This is a genomic window from Pseudoalteromonas sp. S1727 (genome assembly GCF_005886375.1).
GTDB classification, from domain to species: Bacteria; Pseudomonadota; Gammaproteobacteria; order Enterobacterales; family Alteromonadaceae; genus Pseudoalteromonas; species Pseudoalteromonas haloplanktis.
Genome location: NZ_PNDT01000058.1, coordinates 1 through 19,795 on the forward strand (window position 1 = coordinate 1; position 19,795 = coordinate 19,795).

Sequence of the window (19,795 nt, forward strand, 5' to 3'; positions counted from 1 at the left end):
TACTGACCATTTATAGCGACAGGTAAATGGAGTGATAACAAGGCATAAATTTTGACATGTAGTTGTTCTACATGAAAAATTTATAACGCAGTTAGCGCTTTATTTAGCCCGCTAGAATGGTTAAATATTTAAGTCGATTGGTATTAGTATAGCAAGCAGGATAAACAAAAAATGCCGCTAAGTTGCGGCATTTTTTATATGAGTTGAATCTTAGAAGCGGAAATTAGCACCAAGAACAAATCGGCGACCATTTTCATAAATTGATAGAACTCGGTCTTTACTTGTATTGTACTCAACTACTTTTTCATTCGTTAAGTTAATACCTTCAAACACAACAGAAATATTTTCTGTAACATTTACAGTTGTAGTGAAGTCTAATTGACCATAGTCATCATTCCATAGCTCTGTGCCTGAAGAATGCAGACCTTTGTACCACTCAGTACGATAGTTGTACATTGCACGCACTGAAAACAAGTCATCTTCATAAAATGCTGAAGCGTTTAACATATTTTCTGATGCGCCCATTACTAGACCAGAACCCGGGTTCTCAACATTACGTTCGCCATCATTTTGTGCATCAGTATAAGTATAGTTCGCTGATACACCAAAACCACCACCTAAGTCATACTGCAATGTAGCTTCTAGACCTGTAGTCGTTCCACCAGGACCATTTTCTGGACGTGTTACTGTCGCACTGATCCACATATCTTCTTCTTGGTCGTAGAAGTCTTGCATGTAAGTACCAGAGGTTTGGTAGCTTTCAATATCTTTATAAAATAATGTTATTGCAAAAAGTGATGCTTCATCAAAATAAAATTCCCATGCAGCATCAAACTGATTAGCTAACTGAGGGTCTAAGTTAGGATTACCCGCTTGCGCTGTTGGGTAAGCTTCACCTAAATCACCAGGTGCTGTAATTGGTGAGATATCAAAAAAGTTAGGACGAGCCATTGTTCTTGCCGCTGATAAACGAACAATTTGATCTTCAGCTAAATCATATGACAAGTTAAAGTTAGGTAAAATTTCAGTATAACTACGCGATTCAGTTACCCACTCAAGCGTTGATGGAACTAAATCAGGATTCAAGCCTGGATTATCAACTGTTAATAGACCTGCTGAATCAGAAGAGAATAAATAACCTGAAGAGTCTTGATCAGTCTTCGCAACACGAACACCTATGTTACCTCGGAAATCATCACCAGAGAAGTCACCCTGAATGTAATATGAGGTCTTTTTCTCTTCAACTGCAAATATTTCGCCAAGTACTTTGTGTGCTGCGTATGATGCGTCTGGACCTAAGCCAAGTTCAAACATTTTAGCGCTGTTATGCGTTAATTGCTGCGTGATATCACCATTTACAACATCAGCACCTACTGAATCAGAACCAATAGCAAGGTCACATTGTGCTAAAGTAGGACAATCTTTACCAATAATTTGGCTCATGTAATTAGCACTAACACCATCGTTTGCATAACCCCAGTGCCAGCTGTACGCTTCTCTATCTTGAGTACGTTTCTGGTCACGATACTTCACACCCACTTTAATAGCAGTGAATGCGCCCATATCAACAGGAATATCAAAATCTACTTGACCATAACTTTCTTCGTCTGTCGTTGGCTTATTACCACCCCAGATCCAGCCGCCATTAAATTTAGAAGGATCAGTACCATCAATACCTGCATTAACCGTTGGTGTGCTTCCCGTTAAATCAAAGTTATAATCACCTTGACCACCATACTCCCAAGACGTTTCATTCAAAGTACCACCTTCAGCCTCGGTTGTACCTAACTCAACATTCATGCTGAAAGAATCTGTTGCAAAATCAATATCTAAATGAATTGAGCTTGTATCTGTGCTTGAAATACGGTTAATGTGGTTCCAGCGAACATCAGTACCACCACTTCCATACACAGCATTTTCCCCTTCGTAACTTAGGTTAGCGTTAGTTACTGGATTCATAAGTAGATAGTTTGAGTTCGTGTTATTCACATCCATATTTGAATCTAAGATGTTTAAAGTAGCACTAAAGTCATCTGATGGTGCAAATTGAATTGCTGTAAATAATGTTGTTCTTTCACGGTCTTGACGGAATACTGGTACACCCATAGTACGAGGTGTGTATGTATCACCATCTTGTGCATCCCAACCTAGCACTTCAAAGCCTTCACGACGAACTGTACGGTCTGATTTAGAGCCAGAAACTAAAATACCAAACTTTTCATCTTCATTTTTCCATGAAAATAAACCTTCAATTAGTGGGTCATGCTCTTCAGATGTTTCTGAATATTGGCTTTGAAGGTTGATGTGAGTCGTACCAGAGTCTAAGTCCAGAGGTTTACGAGTATGAAGAATTACTGTACCACCGATCGAACCTTCGTCTAAACGCGCTTCTGGTGACTTATAAACTTCCAAGTTACTTACCAAAGAAGATGGTAACATAGTGAAGTTAAAGCTACGTGATGGATTATCAAGAATAAACCAATCAGCTGTACCTACGTTTTGACCATTAAGTAAAGTACGGTTTTTAGTAGGATCAGAACCACGAACAGTGATCTTCTCACCTTCACCAAACTCTCGACTTACACCAACACCCGTAATACGTGAAAGTGATTCAGCAACGTTTTTATCTGGAAATTTACCAATATCTTCTGCAGTAATAGAATCAACAACTGCATTTGCAAAGCGTTTGTTGTTAATATCAGCTTTAGTTGAGGCACGAATACCACGTACTTCAATGACTTCAACGTCTTCTTTGATTTGCGTTTCTTCAGCTGCGAATGCAGCACCAGTGAATCCGGCACTCATTACAAGACCGATATTTACTGCTAATAAGCTTTTTTTAAAATTTTTAGCTAACACAGGATTCCCCTTGAATCATTTTGTTGGTTTTATTTATCACTTCTGCCCAGTGATGATGACAGCGTTGTCATCTAGTAACAAACCATACACTCTAAATTACAATTGTGCTACATCTTTTTAGCTATATTGTGTAAAAAAATAGCTATAAAAACACTAAGCAATTGAAATTAAAAGAAATAAAAATAATGAACTTTATGGATTGTTACTTTTTAACGGCGTGAATATAACATGAATATGTCAAAAAAGAGAAAAGCAAATGTACGATTTTAGGTAATTTTAAGATTTTTGATAAGTCAAAGTGTAAAAAAAACGTTCCACCTGATCCTTACAAGTGGAACAATACTCGTTTAAACTACAATAATATTAATTCGATTAGCTGTAATAAAACGCACCTATTGACACTCATTATTTGGTAAATTAGGGCAAATAATCTACCTAAGGGGAACTTGAGTAAATGGTTATCAATATCAATGACAGCGTTGTCATTTTTCAATTATAAAGACCTATACTACTTATGTCTACCTTTATTTCGTGAGTATTCCATTTATCGTAGCTAACTATCGAAAGAATACATTAAGGTCAATCGTGTTAACTCAGACTATTTGCAGTGACTGATAGACACAGTAATAACAAGGTGAAATTTTTGACATGTTACTGTTCTACTTAAAAATTCATAACGCTGTCAACGTCTTAGTTTAAGTTAAACATTTAATCGATTAGTGTCAGGCGGCAATTTTCACATAAACTCAAGTGTGCAGCCTCAGCTATACAATGAGCTAATTTTAGCTGAAAACAAAAAATGCAGACTTAAAAGTCTGCATTTTAAAGTGTTGAGCAACTATATACTTATGGTGCCCAATAAACTTCAATATTAATGCTTGGGTGATTTAATACTGCACGCAACGGCATATCATTGACATCACCACCAGCTTTTGCAGTTTTATAAACAGCTAGCTTTTCTTCACCGCTTATCAACAACTTAACAACTTTAGATTGGGCTATGGCTGCCAACGTCAAAGTCATACGCTCAGTAATACTGCCTGTCACGTCACTTTCAATAGCGTTAATTGCACATACCAAGTCTGATGTCGTTAGTCCGTATTCAAGACCTTTAGCATGTGGAAATAATGAAGCTGTATGGCCGTCAGGACCCATCCCCAAAATAGTCACATCAAATGGACGTTTAAGCTGCTGATATGCGGCTTCACATTCTGCGCTGCCCTGCTGAGCTGTAGCAGCACTATTCTTCATTGTGATAAAGTTTGCATCGGCGCCATGGTTTTGTAGTAATGTGCTTTTTATGAACGCTTCATTACTTTTATCATGCTCTGCATCAACCCAGCGCTCATCGACCATGGCAACGTCGATTTTCGCCCAATCTAAAGCTAAATTAGATAAGTGTTTATATGCAGGTGCAGGAGATGAACCACCTGATACCATAAGTACTGCACGTCCACTCGCTTCAATACCATCAACTAGGCTTTGTTCAAGCGTTGCTGATAACTCTGCTGTTAATGCATCTTTTGAGTCAAAAAACTTTTCTACGATGGTTGCCATGCTTATACCTTATCGCCAGTGTTAAACCAAACATGGTTATTTTCAGCTAATAATTCGTCAGCATCATCTGGTCCCCAGCTACCAGCACGGTATAAGGCCGGTTTACCTTTTTCTTGCCAACGCTCAATAATAGGGTCAATCCATTTCCATGCCTGGCGTACTTCGTCACGATGTATAAACAATGATGGGTTATTTGCTGCAGCATCAAGCATTAAACGTTTGTACGCATCGGAGTGAAAACCATTACTATAAGCTTGGGAAAGCTCAATATTCATAGTTACAGGCTCAAGTTGCATCTCAAGATTATCAAGACGTTTTGACATCAAGGTTAATTGAATTGTCTCTTCAGGTTGCAGACGAATAACTAAGCGGTTTGGTTCAATTTTTCCTACGTTATCGCCGTACACGTTATGTGAAACTTTTTTGTATTCAACCACAATTTCAGCACAACGTTTAGCCATACGCTTACCTGTACGCAAGTAAAATGGCACACCAGCCCAACGCCAGTTATCAATGTGCGCACGAATAGCAACGAAGGTTTCTGTCTTACTCGAACCTTCATTAAGTTCTTCAAGATAACCTGGAACTATTTTACCCGCTAAATCGCCTGGTACATATTGACCACGAATAATATTGTCGTCTACATCCGTTCCTACAAGTGGACGAAGTGACTCTAATACTTTTAATTTTTCAGTACGAATACTGCTGGCATTTAATTTGTTTGGTGATTCCATTGCCACTAAACATAGCAACTGTAATAAATGGTTTTGCACCATATCACGTAATGCACCGGCTTTATCGTAAAAACCAGCGCGACTTTCAAGGCCTACGGTTTCAGATAAGCTGATTTGAATATTATCAATTGATTTAGCATCCCACATATTTTCAAATATTGAATTTGAAAAGCGCAATGCCATTAAATTCTGAACGGTTTCTTTACCCAAGTAGTGATCGATACGGAAAATTTGCTCTTCAGTAAAATACTCAGCAATTTTTGCATTGATCTCTTCAGCCGAGCTACCGCAATAACCTATTGGCTTTTCGACTACAACACGAGATGTTGGTGTGATAAGACCTTTCGTGGATAATATTTCACAACAACTGCCATAAACGGCTGGAGGAAGTGACAAATAAAATACGCGAGATTTATCTTCATCATGTTCATTAAGAATTGTTTTTAGTTTGTCCCAATCGTCATCCGCTTCGGTAACGTTAGTTACGACAGGTACTAAACACGCGGAAAAAGCTTTCCAGTCTTTGGCGTTAAACTCACCTTTACTTAAAAACTCTTTTAATGCTTGGTGAGCTGTTTCTATATATTCCGCACGTTTACTTTCTTCACGAACCGTCGGTAAAATACGTGAACCTTGCGGAAGGTTGCCTTCTTGATATGCGCGATACATTGCTGGTAATAATTTGCGTAATGCAAGATCACCACCGCCCCCAAAAATTACAATATCAAAAGGATTTAGCATAATTTACTCTCTACGTTTGCTATGCCTCGTTGTCGACTATCGCTTATCGATAGTAATAGGCATACATTCTTATTGTTTAGATGATGTCAGCTTTTTGGCATCGTGATCGAGAAAAAGCCTGTTGAATTCGCTTGTCTTTAGTGCTGAATATTGTTCCAGCTTTACTCATAGTAAACTGGTAATTAAATGAGTCTTAGGGGCTCTGTATATCCTCTCACAAATACACAGGCCCTAAGAACTCCAGCGCTACCCGTTCAAAGGTATTTGGTTGCACAATACAACTCATTATACTGTGCGAATTTTTTACTGTGCTCGTCGTTGTTTATAGTAGCTCATTAAACCATTTGTTGAGCTATCATGAGGGTGAGTGACACTGTCATCCAATAACTCAGCTTCAATTTTTGATGCTAAGCCTTTACCTAATTCAACACCCCATTGATCAAACGAACATATCGCTAAGATGATACCTTGGCAGAAAATCTTGTGCTCATACAAAGCGATTAAACGACCCACTGTTTTTGCATCTACGGTGTCTAACAACATTGATGTCGTTGGACGATTACCTTGATGAATTTTATGATTCAGCAACTGCGTGATTTCAGCCTCAGTTTTACCTTTGGCTGTTAACTCTGCACGCACTTGCTGTGCATCAACACCCATCATCATTGCTTCGGTTTGCGCAAAGAAATTCGATAATAATATATCGTGGTGCTCACCTACGTTGATTTGCGGCTTAATTGACGCAATAAAATCAGCGGGTACAACAACGTTTCCTTGATGCAAACACTGATAAAAGGCATGTTGACCATTGATACCTGTCATACCCCAGATAATTGGCACTGTGGTATACGGCACGGTATTGCCCGCAAAGTTTACATGCTTACCATTACTTTCCATCTCACCTTGCTGTAAATAAGCTGGCAACATATGCAATGCTTGGTCGTAAGGCAAAATGGCCTGTGAATCAAAACCTAAGAAGCTGGTGTTCCACACACTTAATAATGCCATCAAAAGTGGAATGTTTTCCTGAAACTCAGCTGTTTTAAAATGTTCATCTACTTCAAATGCACCATCAAGCACGGCTTCAAAGGCCTCAAAGCCTAAGTATAATGCGATTGGTAATCCTATCGCACTCCATAATGAAAAGCGACCACCAACCCAATCCCACATAGTGAATACGTTTTCATCGGCAATGCCAAATGCAGCCGTTTTTTCTAAGTTAGTACTTACAGCTACAAAGTGTTTTGCAATCGCTTGCTTGTCATTCGCTGATTCTAAAAACCACGCAACGGCAGTTTTTGCATTGGTCATGGTTTCTGATGTAGTAAACGTTTTTGATGAAATCACAAACAACGTCGTTTCTGGATCAATCTCTTTCAAAACAGAAGCGATTTGCACACCATCGACATTTGAAACATAATGCACTTTCAAAGTGTCATCAGCGTAGCTTTTCAGCGCTTCAGTTGCCATTTGCGGCCCTAAATTTGAGCCACCTACACCAATACTGACAACATCTTTAACCGCTTTACCGGTATAACCTAACCATTGTCCACTGCGAACTTTATTCACGAACAACTTAATCTTTTGTAATTCAGCGTTCACCACCGAACTTACATTCTCATTATCAACAACTAGCGATGATTCATTGCGATTACGAAGCGCTGTATGAAGAACCGCTCTATCTTCAGTGATATTGATTTTTTCACCGCTGAACATTTTGTCACGCCAAGTGGCGATATCGCACTCTTGCGCTAAAGAAATCAATTGAGTGACCACATTGTTATCAATCAATTGCTTTGAATAATCAAATAAAACACCAGGGATTTGAGTCGAAAATTGCTCGAATCGAGTGCTGTCATTGGCAAATAAATCTTTAAGATGAATTTCCTTCATCTTATTTGCACTTGTTTGTAATGCTTGCCAACTAGCTAACTGTGAACGACAACTCATTTTTTAACATCCCCTTAAACTTGCAACAAACTGATTTGTAACTATCTTTATATAAATAAAGTGAACTGATAGCGTATTAACCTACAAACGAAGTTAACGATAAGTTAAAATGACAACGCTGTCAATAAGCTACTTTTATATTTTACAATCGAGATAATAACGCACTTTTACTCATTTGACACCGGTATCATAAAAATTATCTCAATTATTTTACTGCTAATTTTGTTGAACATTAGATACACTAACTGGTCTAGATGAAGAATTAATGAATAGAGCACTGCTAAGTCTACTCATAAATGCTCATCGCAGGAACAAGACAACACTAAAACAATAACCTAAAAGTAACTCTATGAAAGTAACTATAAATGATGTAGCGAGACTCGCCGGAGTGTCGATGAAAACAGTTTCACGGGTGATCAACAAAGAACCTTCTGTTCGTAAAAAAACTTACGATATCGTGATGGAAGCTGTCAATGAGTTGAATTACCAACCTAACCTTGCAGCGCGAAATCTAGCCGGTACGTCATCATTTACTGTAGGTTTAGTCTATGACAACCCCAATGCCTATTATGTTATTGATATGCAAAATGGTGTGCTCTCTCGCTGCAAAGACGAAGGCTATGAATTGGTGATCCACCCTTGTACTTACACTGATGCCAATATGGAAGCAGACTTTATCACTATGATAAAACGCTCTCGTCTAGCAGGGCTTGTACTCACCCCTCCATTATCAGAGCAAAGTAGCATCACTAATTTGTTAGATGAATTAAATATTCACTACGTTCGCGTCCTATCTGGGCGACCCACTGATGATGATCAAGATACCTGTATTTATGTAAACGATTACAAAGCCGCGTATGAAATCACTACTCATTTACTTGCACATGGCCATGAAAATATAGGCTTCATTTGTGGTGATAAAGAGCATAAATCCACATCAGAGCGTCTTGAAGGCTATAAAGCCGCGCTGGCAGATCATCAAGTAAAATTTAACAGTGACTTTGTGTATGATGGTAAGTACTCTTTTGAATCTGGTGTTGAAGGCGCAAAAACATTACTAGCCGACAACAACAAACTGGCGATCACCGCCATCTTAGGTGGTAACGATGAAATGGCCGCTGGAGCCTTGTTTGCATCACGCCTAATGGGTATCGCTATTCCTGAGCAATTATCCATTACCGGCTTTGAGGATTCACCCTTCTCACGCCAGACATGGCCAAAACTAACCACCGCACACCAAGCAAATGATATTATATCTCAACATGCAGCACGCTTGCTCTTCACAAAAACCCGAGGGGCACGCAATCAAGACAAAGACATCATTACTTCGTTTACTCCCTCTATTGTTGTAAGAGAAAGCTCAGGACCCAAACAATAGCATTGCCACGTTACTAACAACAATAAAGGCGCTTGTAAGCGCCTTTATTGTTGTTAGGCACTTTTAATTAAAGTAATGCCATACCACCGCTGAGGTTATACACTTGGGTAAAGCCAAGTTGAGATAAATTAGTAGCCGCTTGTTTTGAGCGATTACCACTGCGACAAAGTAAAATATATTTATTTTGCGCATTCAATTGCCCATCTACCAACGCATTTGCCATTCTACTAAGCGGAATATTCATCACACGATCAGGGGTAATTGCTAATTGCTGAGAAATATCATTAGCGCCATGCTCATAGGGTTCTCGGGTATCAATTAAATGGACATCTGCAAGTATTAACATTTCTTTCGCTTGCGCTGCATTTACCTCATACGCTGTACTGTGCTGTAAACTATCTGCATAACCGCACAAAGTTGCAAATTTCGATAGGTTGCACTCGTCACTGTGGTGTTTTTGCTGTGAGAATTCGGCATCTGTTATTTCATTCGTTAATAGTGCCTTCAATAACGGTGTCTGCTGTTGTTGCACTTGCCAATTAATCGCAAAACATTGCTGGTAATCATGCCCTGAGCAGATCACTGTCGAATTGTCCAAGCATTGAGATAGTTGCCGTAATGAATGTGCCATCACTAACGCATTACCACCATCAATAGCTGTATTACCAAGTCCTGCTGGAAGCAGTAGATCGCCACAAAAGCAGAAGCGTACTTGGTGTGAGTCATTACACTTTAATAAATAACTAACACTATCTTCACTGTGACCTGGTGTTGCGATCCGTTCAATTGTGCACTCTGACAATTCAATCCGATCCTGTGAAATTGGCCAACCTAATTGATCTGTGTCAGCAAAACTGAACTTTAGGGCTTGTGCTAACAACGCTGTTGCAGCACAGCGTTCTTGATGTGCGTGAGTATCTAAAATCGCTGCTACAGTTAAATTTTGGGTATGCACTATTTTTTCAAGGCGTGGAATGAGCTCTACAATCGGATCAATAATCACCGCGTGCTTATTTTGGCTGACATAAAGCCAACAACATGCACCTTGGTGTCTAAATTGAGTGAGTCCTAAGGCACATACTTCTTGCAACGGTAATGATGAATCAGACACCATTAAACAGTTTGCTTGTAATATAGGTTTAAGTGAACGAATACGTGTACAAGCTGTGGTTATTTCAGCTTGGGTTGTCGCAGGTCCAAATGATAAACGTATTGCATTTTCACTACGCCAATCACTCACCCCCATAGCATCAAGAACAAAGCTGCGACTCGCCCCTGAGCTACACGCAGAGCCGCCACTGATACGAATACCGGCCGCATCAAATAAATCCATTACTTCTTTGCTGCTTAGTTCATCAACCGAAAAGTTTAAAGTGGTTGGTACTGATAAATCAAAGTCATGGTTAAATGTTAAACTGCCGAAGGTATCAACTAACGCATGCTGCAATTGTTCACGGTAGCTATGCAACACATCAAGTGATTTAAACGTGTCGTTTGCTTTATCAAGTAATAAGGAAAATAATTTGTTAAGTCCTGCAATACCGGGTAGGTTTTCAGTGCCTGATCGCATCCCACTTTCTTGGCCCCCCCCAGCAATAAATGGGGTGTATGCACTGCCTTGACGAATATACAACACACCAATCCCCTTAGGTGCATAGAGCTTGTGGCCTGAAAAAGGCGCATAGTCTATACTGGTATCACTTAAAGCAAGTGCCGTTTTACCTAAAGCTTGTACACAATCAACCATCCAAGCAACGTCAGCATTATGACTGCGAATTACTGCTTCAATGGCCGTTAAATCTTGATAAACACCGGTTTCATTATTTACAGCCATAGTACAAATCATCAATGCATTTCTAGCATGCTCAGCGATAAATTCTAAGTCTAATAGACCATCATTTGAAACAGGTATCGCAAGCACTTTAGCGTTAATGCCTAATACGCTATTCCAGTGTATTAATGTATTTGGTACCGCTTTATGCTCAGTTGCACCATATAATAAAACGGGGTTTTTAATAGTGTGATTTTTAGCAGCAATTAACGTCGACACAACAGCCGTTTGAATGCCTTCTGTCGCCCCTGAAGTAAATAAAATATCCCCCTGCTGCGCGCCAATGACATCACGCGCTTTTTGACGAGTTTGCTCTAATAAATGCTTAGCTTGAATGCCAGTAATATGTGAAGAAGACGGATTACCAAAGCAAATTTGCATGGTGTGTGACACAACCTCGGCAATACAAGGTAGCACGGGAGTCGTTGCGTTTGCATCAAGGTAAATTTGTGACGAAGTGTCAGTAGGGAATAATAGATCAGACATTAAAAAACGCACCATATTACTAAAAGATATATCTTATAACCCATTCTACATAAAATTAATGCATTGCGTAATAATCAATTAGTCTCTCAAGTGCGTTATCTATGCTATTTATGACTAAAGCTAGTTTTCTTCGCTCGCGACTTCTTCATATTTAGTTGACCAAGCGTTGAGTAGCGCTTTCACTAGAGAAGCGAGTGGGATGGCAAAAAACACCCCCCAAAATCCCCATAAACCACCAAAAAACAATACTGCGACAATAATAAACACTGGATTTAAATCAACCGCTTCAGAAAACAGTAACGGCACTAATACATTGCCATCTAGCGCCTGAATAACGCCATAAATAATTAATATCGTCCAAAATTGTGTTTCTAAACCAAACTGAAATAGTGCTACAGCTGCAACCGGAATAGTCACTAAAGCCGCGCCCACAAACGGAATGAGCACCGATAAACCAACCAATACACCTAATAACGCGGCATAGCGTAAATCAAAAATAGTGAACGCGATAAACGAGACAGCACCAACAATCAAAATTTCAAACACTTTGCCACGAATATAATTCATGATCTGCTGGTTCATTTCGTGCCACACCTGCAATATTAATCGACGCTGTTTTGGTATCAGTTTTTCAGCACTGCCGATCAATTCAAGCTTATCTTTGAGCATAAAGAACACTAGTAGGGGCACCAAAATTAGGTAAATAAGCCAAGCCACGACATCTTTTAATGACGTTAAAGACACCGATAACAGCACTTGACCAAATTCAATGGCTTTAGTTTCGACACTTGTGACCACTGACTGTACTTGCTCTGCACTAATTAAACTGGGGTACTGCTCAGGTAAATGCAATAAGAAAGACTTTCCTTGCTCTATCATGTGTGGCGTTTCTTGTACTAGGTTACTAGCTTGCTGCCAAAGAACAGGCCCCATACCAATAACTAAAGTCAACATTAAACCTGAAAAAATCAACATCACGATAATAGTGGCAGTAAAACGATGCAAGCCAAGCCGCTCTATGTGCGCTACTGGCCAATCAAGTAGATAGGCAATGACCAATGCAATTAATACCGGTACGATAAACGCACCAAAGAAATAAAACATTGCCATTAGCGCCAGTAGTAAAAATAATAACGTCACAGAATGTGGATCTGAAAACTTCCTTTCATACCACGTTTTTACATATTCAAACACGATTTAGCTCCACGATTAACAACCCATGTTGTTGCTCTAATTGGTAAAGGTAATGATTTTTTTGCAAAAAACGTTCAATATCTCGAGTCGATTGATGCGCCAAAAAAGTGAACTTAATAGCTTGCTCAGTTTTGACCGCTTCGCGTAATGCTAACTTAAATTGTATAAATTGCTGTGGGCATGTAAATCCTCGCAAATCTTGTTCTAGCATAACCAATTATCTACTCTATAAAAATGAATAATAAGTCTCATATCAGCGGTGTTGATAACAAATGTAACTTTTTCTTAAAACACGCATCGCAATAGTTTATCCTTATAACATAATTTGTAGTAAGGATAAGTTAATGTCTGGTACGCATAATAAAGCGCAACTACCCAGTAATCCAACGCTTAAAGAAATTAACTGGTATAAAAAACAAATAAATTGGGGCGAACTCCCCCCTTTCTATCACTTGGTGGCCTCATCTGTTAGTGAGTCAGAGGGGATATTAGAGCATGGTTTTGATAATGCAGTGAAAAGAATCATTGATAAACGTAATTGGAACCTCGATCTATTAGACGGACATGAAGACACTTTTGGAGAAATTCACTGTGTTAATAAACCACGGATTGCGTTACATCAAGTATTCACAGACAGAGGCTTCGAATTGTGGGCTCTACCCTACGCTAAAGACGCCACAATAGATACTTACGTAAAAGATAACCGATTCATGGAGTTTAAAGAGTGGGATCCGGTTTCAATGAAAAGCTTGATCCGCATTAATCAATTACATAAATTTATTGGCTTTTACTTTGAGCGTGGGGATAAAGCAGATAAGGCGCTTATTTTACACGCACATAAAGTTGTGCATAAAATCATTAGTTTTTTACAAAGAGAATTGAACGTTGTAAAGCTAGATGGGGTCACAATCAAAGAGTTATATCAATTATGCGAACGAGACAGCAGAGCATGCAGTGACGAAATTGACATTGCAAAACTGATGCTCGGTGAAAACCAAAACAAGGAATAAAATGCAGCTTAAATCAGCCTTTATTACATTATTCAGTACACTTTTAACATTTAGTGTGCTGGTAAGTGAGCCATTAAAGGCGCAATCCAGTTTTACACTACCTGATCTTGGTACTTCAGCATTACAAGCCTTACCTCTTGAAAAAGAACAAGCGATTGGTAAAGTGATGATGATGCAAATTCGTGGCTCTTCGCCAGTCATTAACGACCCAGTGCTTGATGAATACTTAACCACACTTGGCCGAAAACTGGTGGCCAGTGCCAATGATGTACGTTTTCCATTTTCATTTTTTTGGATCAACAACCCTGAAATAAATGCATTTGCTTTTTATGGTGGGCATGTAGGTGTACACACAGGCTTAATTGCACAATCGGATAATGAGAGCCAATTTGCTTCGGTATTAGGGCACGAAATAGCTCACGTAACACAGCGCCACCTTGCACGCCGCTTGCAACAGCAGCAAGATAACAGCGCAATGACAATCGCTGGGATGATTGCTGGTATTTTAGCGACTGTGGTATCACCCGATGCGGGGATTGCGATTATTTCAGCAAGTCAAACACAAAGTGCATTTAGCCAATTAACTCACAGTCGCTCTGCGGAGCAAGAAGCTGATCGTATTGGTATGCAAACGCTCAATAACGCAGGGTTTGACCCCTACGCTTCGAGTGAGTTTTTAACTAAACTTGCAGCGCAAATTCGTTACAAATATAAACCACCGGCATTTTTACTGACTCACCCATTGCCAGAGAGCCGAGTTTCAGATGTTCGTTTGCGCGCGCAACAATTTGAAAAACGACAACTTCCAGATAGCTTGGATTTTAATCTTGCCAAAAGTCGAGTGGTTGCTCGTTATCACCATAAACCCGAAGCGGCAGAAAACTTATTCAGAAAACTCATTCGTGAAAACAGTTTCTATAATACAACGGCACTTAACTATGGTTTAGGTATTAGTTTATTGGATCAAAAAAAGCTTGATGAAGCCGCTTCAATTTTAGACAAGCTTTTAACGTCTGATCCTAAAAATTTATTTTATATTGATACACATACCGATCTATTGATCGCACAAAATAAAGCCGATGAAGCAGTAAAGTTTTTAGCTAAATTGCATGACAATCGTCCCAACAATCAAGTCATTACATTAAACTACGCAAATGCCGCCATAGAAGCTAAACAATATGATCTTGCAGTGACTATTTTAAAGTCATTTTTGCTGGAAAAGCCTGAGCATAATTTAGGCATGCAATTATTAACGGATGCTTACAAAAAGCAAGAAAACTTAGCTGCTTACCACGAGTCGAATGCTGAAGTATTAGCGCAATATGGCGCCTATTTAAAAGCCGCTGACGAAGTTCAAAAAGCACTTAATTTTGTCGAACCGCAAGAACTAATTAAACAACAGCGCCTCAAAGCACTGCTAACTCAATACCGACAAATGCAAAAAGAGCTCGCGAGACTTTAAGTCTCGCGCTGCTTGCCCTAAAATAGCCCTACTTTATCTAATTGGATTGTTACTATGTCTGTTACTATTTTTCATAATCCACGTTGCTCAAAATCACGTGAAACTTTGGCCCTACTTGAACAAAAATCGATTCAACCAGATATCATCGAATATTTAAAAACACCACTTAGCACTGAGCAGATCAGTACTTTAGTGCAGCAGTTAGGGTTTTCATCAGCACGTGAATTAATGCGTACCAAAGAAGATATCTACAAAGAACTAGACCTTAAAAATGAGCATGATGAAAGTGCTTTAATCGCCGCAATGCAAGCTCACCCTAAGCTAATTGAGCGCCCAATTGTCATTAACGACAATAAAGCAGCATTGGGCCGTCCACCTGAAAACGTCCTAAGCGTACTTTAATGAGCACGACTATCGTTGTTTTGTATCACTCAAGTCATGGCTCAGTTGCCGCCATGGCTCATGAGATAGCAGAGTCAGTTGAATATCAAGGTGCCACGGCACTGCTGCGTACTTTTGAAAAAAGAGAACCTCACGATATCGTGATCAGTAAAGATGATTTGATTCAATGTGATGGTTTAGCATTTGGCACCCCTACGCGGTTTGGTATGATGGCCGCCCAAGCAAAAGCATTTTGGGAAACCACCAGCGATATCTGGCTTAAAGGGCAGTTAATCGATAAACCTGCGTGTGTGTTTTCATCTTCAAGCAGTATGCATGGCGGAAACGAAGCAACCTTGCTCAACCTGTCATTACCCTTGTTACATCATGGCATGATGTTACTAGGTGTACCTTACGAAGTGCCTGAATTACTTGCAACACAAACCGGTGGGACTCCGTATGGTGCAAGCCATGTAGCGGGTTCACAAAATAGTGCTCAATTGAGTAAAGACGAAATAAAAATTTGTCAAAGCGTTGGTCAACGCCTAGTTAAAATCACGAGAAAATTACAATGACAACCCGCAGCGATGTAACTCCACAACTAACGCCGAAAAAAGCCATCACAGTTCGCTTCCAGCGTATTGCTATTATCGGCTATGTTGGCCTATTACTGCTTATGCCACTTTGGTTATTTTTAATTGCTCCTAGAGAGGGCCACAGTAACGGCTTTATTTTTACTGTGTATATTTTACCGTTATTACTACCACTAAAAGGCATAATTCAAGATAAGCCCTACACCTACGCATGGGCTAATTTCATCGTTATGTTCTACTTTATTCATGGTTTTACACTACTATGGGTCGCACAAGATCAATTGCTATGGGTATTATTAGAGTTATTATTTGCCAGTATGATGTTTATTGGTTGCACATATTATGCGCGCCATCGCGGCCAAGAACTAGGACTGAAAATTCGTAAATTAAAAGATGAATTAGCACAAGAAAAAGCAGAGCAAGAATACGACAGAAAAAATCGTTAACCCGATATATAGGTAACAAAAAACGCGCCAATTGGCGCGTTTTTTATATAAAATATGAACTACACAACCTCACTCAATGTTGCAAGTGCAACGATGCTCGCTAAGCCTAGTTGCGCGATTAAGCTAAAAAATGAAAAACAGCGTAATACAAACAAGCCCCATGGGTGCTTTAAATGAGGGTATAATGCGCAGCGTTTTAAACTCATTGCAAAAAAGAAACAGACGATTGCCAACATAGTTAAGCACAGCGTCAACTCACTTTTGATTGCTATCGAATCATCAAAAAAGAAAAACAGCTGCAATGGTAATAACAGTGTCACTATCGCATGTAAACCATGAACTTTCTTAATTCGTGAAAACTGCCCTTCTGGCGATAATTCCTTGATGCCAAAGTCTCGTTCGAGACACTTAACTAATTGAGTAGCTTTAACACTCACGGCTAAACGATAGCAACTTAACCCATCACTATTACGCGCTCTAAAATCATACCCCGACTTCAATAACAGTACCACCAGCGGTTCATTTTTTGCTAACACAGCATAATGTAAAGCACTGTTGCCAAGCACATCACGTTGTTTTTTATCTTGCTTATCTAAAAGGGTCTGTACTAAATTAACAAAGCCTTTTTCAACTGCCCACATGAAAGCCGTTTTACCATTGTCATCCGCAAGCGTTCCTGTTGCTCCTTGCTCTATAAACCGCATAGCCATTGTTTGCTTAGCCGTTTTAACACTTAAGTGTGCCAGCAATGCTTGTTCTAGTAACACCACAGAGTCAACTTCAGGCGATACTTGGGTCAGCAAGGTAAAATAATCTTTGCCACTGGCCACTTTTTGCGCAGCTAAATCACTAAGCGTACTCACATCACCAATTGCATCTGGAATAAAGCTGCTTAACCGCTCTCTAAAATCAACTTCTTTCCATAAAGCCAATGCATCTTCTGCCGTCATTTTACTGCCCGCATTAAGTACATGCTCAATCACTGTAAAATAGCGTTTTGAAAATAACTGAGACAGTAATGTGATCGGTGTTTTTATCGTTGTTTGCGCAGCAACACCCGCATATTTTTCAAGACGTTGACACAGTAATAACACGAGGCCTTCGGGGCTGTAATCGTTGTCAAAATAGTAGTTTTTTGCTGCTAAAATATATTGCTGAGCCGCTTCATCATACTCACAAATATGTTGAAAAAAACACTCTTCAAATGGCTCGAGGGGAGTTAACCAGGTTAGGTAATAAATAGGCGGTAATACAGTGGTACATACACCGTCATCTTCTTCTGTCGAGCGACATGCAGGCCATGCTTCTAAAGCGTCTAAAATGAATGCACCGTTTTGCTCAATAAGCCCTTTGACTAGTAACGGGTATTCTTTCGGCCAAATAAGTACATTTTCCATTAAAAAAACACAACTCCAGTGTCTGTCTTGCTCGGTACAAAGGTCAGTTGATAAGTTTAACAACTAAAAACTGACACTGCGCTTAATATAATTATATGTGCTCTGCTAATTAGAAATGCAAGAGGTTACATTGGCGCTTATTCTAGCATACCCAAAACCACACGCTATAGACAAACAATGTGATTTTAAAAGAAAATAACAAAGCGGCACGGTGTTTTCACAGCGTGCCGCTTTTGGTTGGAGACGTACTTAAAAAGATTACTTACTATTAAGTTCAGCTATAACTTGATCAAGCCCAACCTCTGAAATTCGTTGGATCACTTCTTTTTGTTTTGCACTAAGTAATGAGATACCCTCAGCAACAATGTCGTACACTTTCCAGCTGCCATCTTTGCCTTGACGAAGCTTAAAATGTAGGTCAATGGTGGGCGCATTATCATCAATGATTTGTGTCTTTACCGTGGCAAAATCACCTGCTGTTGTGTCACTGCTTTCTTCAAACTTGATTTCTTGACCAGTATATTTCATTAACGCACTTGCATATGTCGTGGTTAAGTAATGCTCTACCGCACTGATGAATGCAGTCGCTTGTTCACGCTCAATCCCTTTTATATGCTTACCTAACAACTTATAAGACACAAATTTAATATCAATGTTAGGCATTAAATACTGTTCAACAATCTGCGCCATGTCATTTTTACTTGCACTACCTTGACTGTTTATTTTGCCAATTTCGCTAAACAGCTGATCACCTACTTGGGTGAGCAACTGGTGTGGTGACTGTTGAGTCTGCGCGAACAGTGAAGCACTAAAAAAAAGTGAAACAACTAAAAAAAAACGGCTAAATAAAGTCATTGTTGAAAATTCCTAAGTAAATCTTATAGGGTAATTTACGCTGTCTATAAGAGATTAAAAAGACACAAAATGGCACCTTATTAATGCCAAGCTGGCACCAATAGATTTAATCTTTTTATTTCATCTTGTTAGCTAAACTCTTGCATAAATGCACAGAGTCTGTGAATTTATGCTACTTGAATTAACATTCTTCTCGCCCTTACTTTGTAAATATCATTCACACCGTAAGAGCTTTATTAATGTTGCTTAAGAAACTCACCTTAGTAGTTTTAGTCTTAACTTTCATGTCCAGTGGTTTATCCTATGCCAGCGATTCCATGCTTTCGCCTCACGGTTATGCGATTGATTACATTCAGGGTGAAGGTGATGTGAAAGGAATAAAATTAGCATATCAGTATCATCCTGAGCCCCTACAATCACTGTTTAAGAATACTCATATTTACTTAGAATCAAGTATTAACTTTTGGCAATATGGTACTGAAAATAATCATCAGACCAATACCGTGCTCGCTTTGTCGCCAGTATTTCAATACCCAATCGGGTCAGTGGCAGGCATCCCTCTTTTTTTTGAAGCAGGAATTGGGGTTTCATTAATTAATGACACTCATTTTGCTGGCAAAGACGTAAGTACCCACTACCAATTTGAAGACCGCCTCGGCTTTGTGGCTGACTTTGGAAAAACCAAAGCCGCACTACGTTATTTACATTATTCAAATGCAGGCTTTAAAAGTCCAAACCCCGGGCTTGATTTTATTTCTCTGTCGTTAGCAAGGCGTTTTTAATACCAATCGTGTTAAGTTACTGACCATTTATAGCGACAGATAAATGGAGTGATAACAAGGCATAAATTTTGACATGTAGTTGTTCTACACGAAAAATTTATAACGCAGTTAGCGCTTTATTTAGCCCGCTAGAATGGTT

General features: G+C 39.3%; 16 protein-coding genes. 7 read left to right on the plus strand and 9 right to left on the minus strand.

Annotated features, from left to right (window positions below; all coding sequences use genetic code 11):
* Positions 1 to 210 precede the first annotated feature (210 nt).
* The 4 genes from CWB85_RS13905 to pgi form a co-directional block, all read right to left on the minus strand.
* Positions 211 to 2,859, minus strand: coding sequence for a TonB-dependent receptor (locus tag CWB85_RS13905; protein WP_138555210.1), 2,649 nt, complete (start codon positions 2,857 to 2,859; stop codon positions 211 to 213).
* 846 nt (positions 2,860 to 3,705) lie between these two features.
* Positions 3,706 to 4,416, minus strand: a complete 711-nt coding sequence (gene pgl, locus CWB85_RS13910; protein ID WP_138555211.1) for a 6-phosphogluconolactonase — start codon at positions 4,414 to 4,416, stop codon at positions 3,706 to 3,708.
* 2 nt (positions 4,417 to 4,418) lie between these two features.
* Entirely contained in the window at positions 4,419 to 5,891 is a 1,473-nt protein-coding gene (gene zwf / locus CWB85_RS13915; protein ID WP_016707508.1) for a glucose-6-phosphate dehydrogenase, read from the minus strand.
* A 303-nt stretch (positions 5,892 to 6,194) separates the two neighbouring features.
* Complete coding sequence (gene pgi, locus CWB85_RS13920; RefSeq protein ID WP_138555212.1) at positions 6,195 to 7,841, minus strand: glucose-6-phosphate isomerase; 1,647 nt, start codon at positions 7,839 to 7,841, stop codon at positions 6,195 to 6,197.
* 349 nt (positions 7,842 to 8,190) lie between these two features.
* On the opposite strand from pgi, the gene CWB85_RS13925 reads away from it, so the two are divergent.
* Positions 8,191 to 9,219, plus strand: coding sequence for a LacI family DNA-binding transcriptional regulator (locus CWB85_RS13925; RefSeq protein ID WP_138555213.1), 1,029 nt, complete (start codon positions 8,191 to 8,193; stop codon positions 9,217 to 9,219).
* Positions 9,220 to 9,286: 67 nt separating this feature from the next.
* Here CWB85_RS13925 and CWB85_RS13930 read toward each other — a convergent pair whose 3' ends face one another.
* From CWB85_RS13930 to CWB85_RS13940, 3 genes are all read right to left on the minus strand, one after another.
* Positions 9,287 to 11,536, minus strand: a complete 2,250-nt coding sequence (locus CWB85_RS13930; RefSeq protein WP_138555214.1) for an aminotransferase class V-fold PLP-dependent enzyme — start codon at positions 11,534 to 11,536, stop codon at positions 9,287 to 9,289.
* A gap of 120 nt (positions 11,537 to 11,656) precedes the next feature.
* The gene (locus CWB85_RS13935; RefSeq protein WP_016707512.1) at positions 11,657 to 12,730 is read right to left on the minus strand and encodes an AI-2E family transporter; all 1,074 of its coding nucleotides are present in this window, start codon (positions 12,728 to 12,730) and stop codon (positions 11,657 to 11,659) included.
* Entirely contained in the window at positions 12,723 to 12,941 is a 219-nt protein-coding gene (locus tag CWB85_RS13940) for a sulfurtransferase TusA family protein (RefSeq protein ID WP_016707513.1), read from the minus strand. The genes CWB85_RS13935 and CWB85_RS13940 overlap by 8 nt, the downstream gene beginning before the upstream one ends.
* 133 nt (positions 12,942 to 13,074) lie before the next feature.
* On the opposite strand from CWB85_RS13940, the gene CWB85_RS13945 reads away from it, so the two are divergent.
* Genes CWB85_RS13945 through CWB85_RS13965 form a run of 5 tightly spaced genes read left to right on the plus strand, consistent with a single transcriptional unit; the run spans position 13,075 to position 16,622 of the window.
* Positions 13,075 to 13,740, plus strand: a complete 666-nt coding sequence (locus CWB85_RS13945; RefSeq protein ID WP_016707514.1) for a hypothetical protein — start codon at positions 13,075 to 13,077, stop codon at positions 13,738 to 13,740.
* A 1-nt stretch (position 13,741) separates the two neighbouring features.
* Positions 13,742 to 15,202: a beta-barrel assembly-enhancing protease gene (gene bepA / locus CWB85_RS13950; RefSeq protein ID WP_138555215.1), complete on the plus strand. Its 1,461-nt coding sequence runs from the start codon at positions 13,742 to 13,744 to the stop codon at positions 15,200 to 15,202.
* 54 nt (positions 15,203 to 15,256) lie between these two features.
* Positions 15,257 to 15,604, plus strand: a complete 348-nt coding sequence (gene arsC, locus CWB85_RS13955) for an arsenate reductase (glutaredoxin) (protein WP_016707516.1) — start codon at positions 15,257 to 15,259, stop codon at positions 15,602 to 15,604.
* Complete coding sequence (gene wrbA / locus CWB85_RS13960) at positions 15,604 to 16,158, plus strand: NAD(P)H:quinone oxidoreductase (protein ID WP_016707517.1); 555 nt, start codon at positions 15,604 to 15,606, stop codon at positions 16,156 to 16,158. The genes arsC and wrbA overlap by 1 nt, the downstream gene beginning before the upstream one ends.
* On the plus strand, positions 16,155 to 16,622 hold the full coding sequence (locus tag CWB85_RS13965; protein ID WP_016707518.1) for a DUF2069 domain-containing protein: 468 nt from the start codon (positions 16,155 to 16,157) through the stop codon (positions 16,620 to 16,622). Before wrbA ends, CWB85_RS13965 begins: the two co-directional genes overlap by 4 nt.
* Positions 16,623 to 16,681: 59 nt before the next feature.
* Here CWB85_RS13965 and CWB85_RS13970 read toward each other — a convergent pair whose 3' ends face one another.
* Both CWB85_RS13970 and CWB85_RS13975 read right to left on the minus strand, forming a co-directional pair.
* A complete protein-coding gene (locus tag CWB85_RS13970) occupies positions 16,682 to 18,019 on the minus strand; it encodes an ankyrin repeat domain-containing protein (RefSeq protein ID WP_138555216.1) in 1,338 nt (445 codons plus the stop codon).
* A 258-nt stretch (positions 18,020 to 18,277) separates the two neighbouring features.
* On the minus strand, positions 18,278 to 18,874 hold the full coding sequence (locus tag CWB85_RS13975; RefSeq protein ID WP_138555217.1) for an MlaC/ttg2D family ABC transporter substrate-binding protein: 597 nt from the start codon (positions 18,872 to 18,874) through the stop codon (positions 18,278 to 18,280).
* Between the two features lie 239 nt (positions 18,875 to 19,113).
* Here CWB85_RS13975 and CWB85_RS13980 point away from each other — a divergent pair, with 239 nt between their 5' ends.
* A complete protein-coding gene (locus tag CWB85_RS13980) occupies positions 19,114 to 19,656 on the plus strand; it encodes an acyloxyacyl hydrolase (protein ID WP_016707521.1) in 543 nt (180 codons plus the stop codon).
* Positions 19,657 to 19,795 lie beyond the last annotated feature (139 nt).

Excerpts from the sequence above, each read along its gene's own strand:
- CWB85_RS13975 (WP_138555217.1), bottom strand. The coding sequence starts at position 18,874 with ATGACTTTATTTAGCCGTTTTTTTTTAGTTGTTTCACTTTTTTTTAGT.
- CWB85_RS13945 (WP_016707514.1), top strand. The coding sequence starts at position 13,075 with ATGTCTGGTACGCATAATAAAGCGCAACTACCCAGTAATCCAACGCTT.
- CWB85_RS13965 (WP_016707518.1), top strand. The coding sequence starts at position 16,155 with ATGACAACCCGCAGCGATGTAACTCCACAACTAACGCCGAAAAAAGCC.
- CWB85_RS13925 (WP_138555213.1), top strand. The coding sequence starts at position 8,191 with ATGAAAGTAACTATAAATGATGTAGCGAGACTCGCCGGAGTGTCGATG.
- wrbA (WP_016707517.1), top strand. The coding sequence starts at position 15,604 with ATGAGCACGACTATCGTTGTTTTGTATCACTCAAGTCATGGCTCAGTT.
- bepA (WP_138555215.1), top strand. The coding sequence starts at position 13,742 with ATGCAGCTTAAATCAGCCTTTATTACATTATTCAGTACACTTTTAACA.
- pgl (WP_138555211.1), bottom strand. The coding sequence starts at position 4,416 with ATGGCAACCATCGTAGAAAAGTTTTTTGACTCAAAAGATGCATTAACA.
- CWB85_RS13940 (WP_016707513.1), bottom strand. The coding sequence starts at position 12,941 with ATGCTAGAACAAGATTTGCGAGGATTTACATGCCCACAGCAATTTATA.
- arsC (WP_016707516.1), top strand. The coding sequence starts at position 15,257 with ATGTCTGTTACTATTTTTCATAATCCACGTTGCTCAAAATCACGTGAA.
- CWB85_RS13970 (WP_138555216.1), bottom strand. The coding sequence starts at position 18,019 with ATGGAAAATGTACTTATTTGGCCGAAAGAATACCCGTTACTAGTCAAA.
- CWB85_RS13980 (WP_016707521.1), top strand. The coding sequence starts at position 19,114 with ATGTTGCTTAAGAAACTCACCTTAGTAGTTTTAGTCTTAACTTTCATG.
- pgi (WP_138555212.1), bottom strand. The coding sequence starts at position 7,841 with ATGAGTTGTCGTTCACAGTTAGCTAGTTGGCAAGCATTACAAACAAGT.
- CWB85_RS13930 (WP_138555214.1), bottom strand. The coding sequence starts at position 11,536 with ATGTCTGATCTATTATTCCCTACTGACACTTCGTCACAAATTTACCTT.
- zwf (WP_016707508.1), bottom strand. The coding sequence starts at position 5,891 with ATGCTAAATCCTTTTGATATTGTAATTTTTGGGGGCGGTGGTGATCTT.